Source organism: Clostridium sp. TJA038, assembly GCF_058310255.1.
In genome coordinates this window covers 1-2958 of sequence record NZ_JBZEFA010000023.1, presented here as the reverse complement: position 1 = coordinate 2958, position 2958 = coordinate 1, and the positions used below count along the sequence as shown (strand labels likewise).

Below are 2958 nucleotides of genomic sequence, written 5' to 3'. Positions count from 1 at the left end.
TTGGCTTCGCAAGAATTCAAGTTTTTCTTTAAAACCAACTGTAGCAGTAATGTAGAGTATCGGAATTATTGTGGAGGGCGGTAGGTGTGGAGGGTGAATTGCGAAGCAAGAGGGAACTGAACAAAGTTCCCTAGGAATAAAAGGATTTACGGTGTGGCTACAGAATAAATTTATAAAGTAGATATTAAAGAAGAGAGGTTTTTTTGTGGCTACAAAAGTTGTGAAAGATGATATTATAAGGGTTAGAGTAACTAAAAAGCAAAAAGAAAAATTAAAAATAATTGCTAAATTAAAAGGTAAGAGTATGAGTGAAATTTTAAGTGTGGCTACAGAAAATGAGATAAAAAAATTTGAAGAACGGGAAAAAAGTCACAAAAGAATTTGTGATAGAGCTGTAGCTACAGAAGTCAAAATTCAAAATATAAAAGAAAAGTTAGAAGAACGAAAACTAAAAAATAAAAAAGGCTTTTGGAGGAAATAAAATTGATTTTAGATTTAAATGATAGAATAAATTCCAAAAAAATAGATGATCTTAAAGAAAAAATGAGAGAAGCTTTAGGTGAAATTAAGTTTAAAACCTGGTTGGAATATCCATTAGATAATTATAAAATTGAAGATAATATTTTATATCTTAAGTTTAAAAATGATTTTTCAAGAATTGTTTTTGAAGAAAGATATTTAGAGCTAATTAGAGAAAATATAGACTTTGATGTTAAGTTTTTAGAATAAAAAAGTATGGCAAAAGTATGTTTTTGGTATGTTTTTGGTATGACTTAGGTATGGCAAAAGTATGTTTCTGGAAAAAAATCTGTACCCTTTGAAACTCTAGGCTTTGCCTAGTCCCGACACTTGTGTGGGGACAGTTTCCCCTTATGCTCTTATTAATTTCTGGAAAAATTTTTTCCAGAAGCTTTTTGCAACTTCTATTTTTAAAAAATAGAAGTTGTTTTTTTACAACAAAAATAAAAATTTATATGTAAATAGGTTAAAGCAACAGTAATACAATTATGTGGAATAAAATAAATAATAAATTTCTATTATATATAAATTCCTAAAAAATTTATTACGAAGGAGAAATATTTATGTATAAAACAATAATAAAAATATTAAAAAAACTTGTATTAGGATTCTCAAAAAAAAGAACTATTAAGGTAAAAAGATTAAAGGTAGTAGGATTTGAAATAGAAGGTTTTGAATATAGATATGAGGAAGAAGATTAGAGTATCTATGATATAATAACTTATTGGAGGTGGGATATTATGGAGAAAAAAATAATTTATTTAAATGATGAATTTAAAGACATAGATTTTGAAAATACATCATTAGATGAATTAATATCCAATGGGTTTAAACAATCTGTTCCAGTATCATATAAAAATAAAGATGGATTTAATATTGAAAAAATATTAGATGATAGCAAAAAAATATGCGAGTGTGCAGGATCTAAGTTAGCTGCGATTCTTAAAGAAGAATCAGCTAATGAAATTATAGTTTATTTTTATAATATTTAAGTAATTTTTTATATGACTAGCAAAAGAGCAAGAATTAAACTTAGTTTAATCATTGCTCTTTTGTTAGTCATATAGAAATAGGAGGAACTGCATGATTAAAAGATATAAAAATTTTAAAAGAGATAGAAAATATAAGAAAGACATTAATTTGATGCGAGAGCTAATAGAATATGATGTTAAAATTGGGTCATTTAAAGTAGAAGAATGTACAGTTAATAAAAAAATTGGTGGTTGTTATGCATTATGTAATATTAAGCAAGATGAAATAATAGAATATATTTTAATGCCTATAGGGGAAGTGGATAAGATTATACCAATTAATTATAAAGAAGATGAATTTAACAAATCTTTTTATAAGCTAATTGATAGTATTAAATCTAAATATAGAATAAGGTTAGAAAAAGAAATGAATAATAGAGATTCTAAAAGAGCAAGTAGATATGCCTTTATATCTATTATGGTTGGGATTGCAACTTTAATAGCAACAATAATTACAACTATAATGCCATTAATAATACCATTAATAAAAAAATAGTTTACAGAATTAAAAAAAAAGCGTAAAATTAAGACATAAAATTTCCAATTTTTCATTAATATTCTCAATTAGAATTGGAAATTATTAATGAAAAATTGCATAAAAAAAAGCACTAAAAAGTTAGTGCTGGATTTTCAACTTCGGTTCAATTAATTGTTTGGCGACAATTGATTGTAACTTAAGGTACAAACATACCAAGAAGCTAAGGAATAAACGAACACTTAAAAAGCACTTAAGTGAAGGTAACCCAACCGAAGATTTTATATCTTTTTGATATATTTAGTATAGTAAAAAGATACAGAGTTTTCAATAGGTTTTAGTAATTTTATTTACTTGTTTACAAGAAAACAAGTAAATAATAGGGAAAGAATTTCTAAGCTTAGGTATTTAATACCTAAGCTTTTTTTATTATTAATAGGTTGCATATTACCTATATGATATGTAGTAGGACAAGCCATACAACTACTATAAATAAGATGAAAGGTAAGTATTGCCGATGCAAAAAGAATACCTCCATAACAATTTAGCCTAGTCCCTATCTTTAGGCGTTATGGGAAAGAGAGTGATGTCGACTTAACGGACAGGAGTGGGAGTTCTAGGAGCATAGTTGCTCGGGAACTACTAGTAGATTAGCATTAGGATAGAACCGTAATGTAGAAAGCTAGTAGGTGATTAACACGTAACAGATAGGGTGCAGATGAGCCGAACGACTGAGTATACAGTCCATTAAAAGTAGTTACTTCCTTATTGATAGACATAATAAATTTTGTGTCTATTGATAAGGGAATAACTGCGTCCTTACCTCACTCCTTCGTGCCAGTCCATTATACTTTGGCTTCGCAAGAATTCAAGTTTTTCTTTAAAACCAACTGTAGCAGTAATGTAGAGTATCGGAATTATTGTGGAGGGCGG

Annotated in this window: 5 protein-coding genes; all 5 read left to right on the top strand. The window is 27.6% G+C overall.

Translation table 11 applies throughout. The features are described from left to right. The first annotated feature begins 205 nt into the window (after positions 1-205). Positions 206-481 carry a CopG family transcriptional regulator gene (locus tag AC4FQV_RS11825; RefSeq protein ID WP_491165599.1) on the top strand — a complete coding sequence of 92 codons (276 nt, stop codon included), beginning with the start codon at positions 206-208 and terminating at the stop codon, positions 479-481. Between the two features lie 2 nt (positions 482-483). After that, a complete protein-coding gene (locus tag AC4FQV_RS11820) occupies positions 484-729 on the top strand; it encodes a DnaA N-terminal domain-containing protein (protein WP_491165598.1) in 246 nt (81 codons plus the stop codon). 353 nt (positions 730-1082) lie between these two features. Beyond that, complete coding sequence (locus tag AC4FQV_RS11815) at positions 1083-1220, top strand: hypothetical protein (RefSeq protein ID WP_491165597.1); 138 nt, start codon at positions 1083-1085, stop codon at positions 1218-1220. Between the two features lie 39 nt (positions 1221-1259). Continuing rightward, on the top strand, positions 1260-1511 hold the full coding sequence (locus AC4FQV_RS11810) for a hypothetical protein (RefSeq protein WP_491165596.1): 252 nt from the start codon (positions 1260-1262) through the stop codon (positions 1509-1511). Between the two features lie 91 nt (positions 1512-1602). Beyond that, the gene (locus tag AC4FQV_RS11805) at positions 1603-2046 is read left to right on the top strand and encodes a hypothetical protein (protein WP_491165595.1); all 444 of its coding nucleotides are present in this window, start codon (positions 1603-1605) and stop codon (positions 2044-2046) included. Positions 2047-2958 lie beyond the last annotated feature (912 nt).

What these genes read in the sequence shown, in the direction of transcription:
- AC4FQV_RS11815 (WP_491165597.1), top strand. Translation starts at nt 1,083, where the DNA reads ATGTATAAAACAATAATAAAAATATTAAAAAAACTTGTATTAGGATTC.
- AC4FQV_RS11810 (WP_491165596.1), top strand. Translation starts at nt 1,260, where the DNA reads ATGGAGAAAAAAATAATTTATTTAAATGATGAATTTAAAGACATAGAT.
- AC4FQV_RS11805 (WP_491165595.1), top strand. Translation starts at nt 1,603, where the DNA reads ATGATTAAAAGATATAAAAATTTTAAAAGAGATAGAAAATATAAGAAA.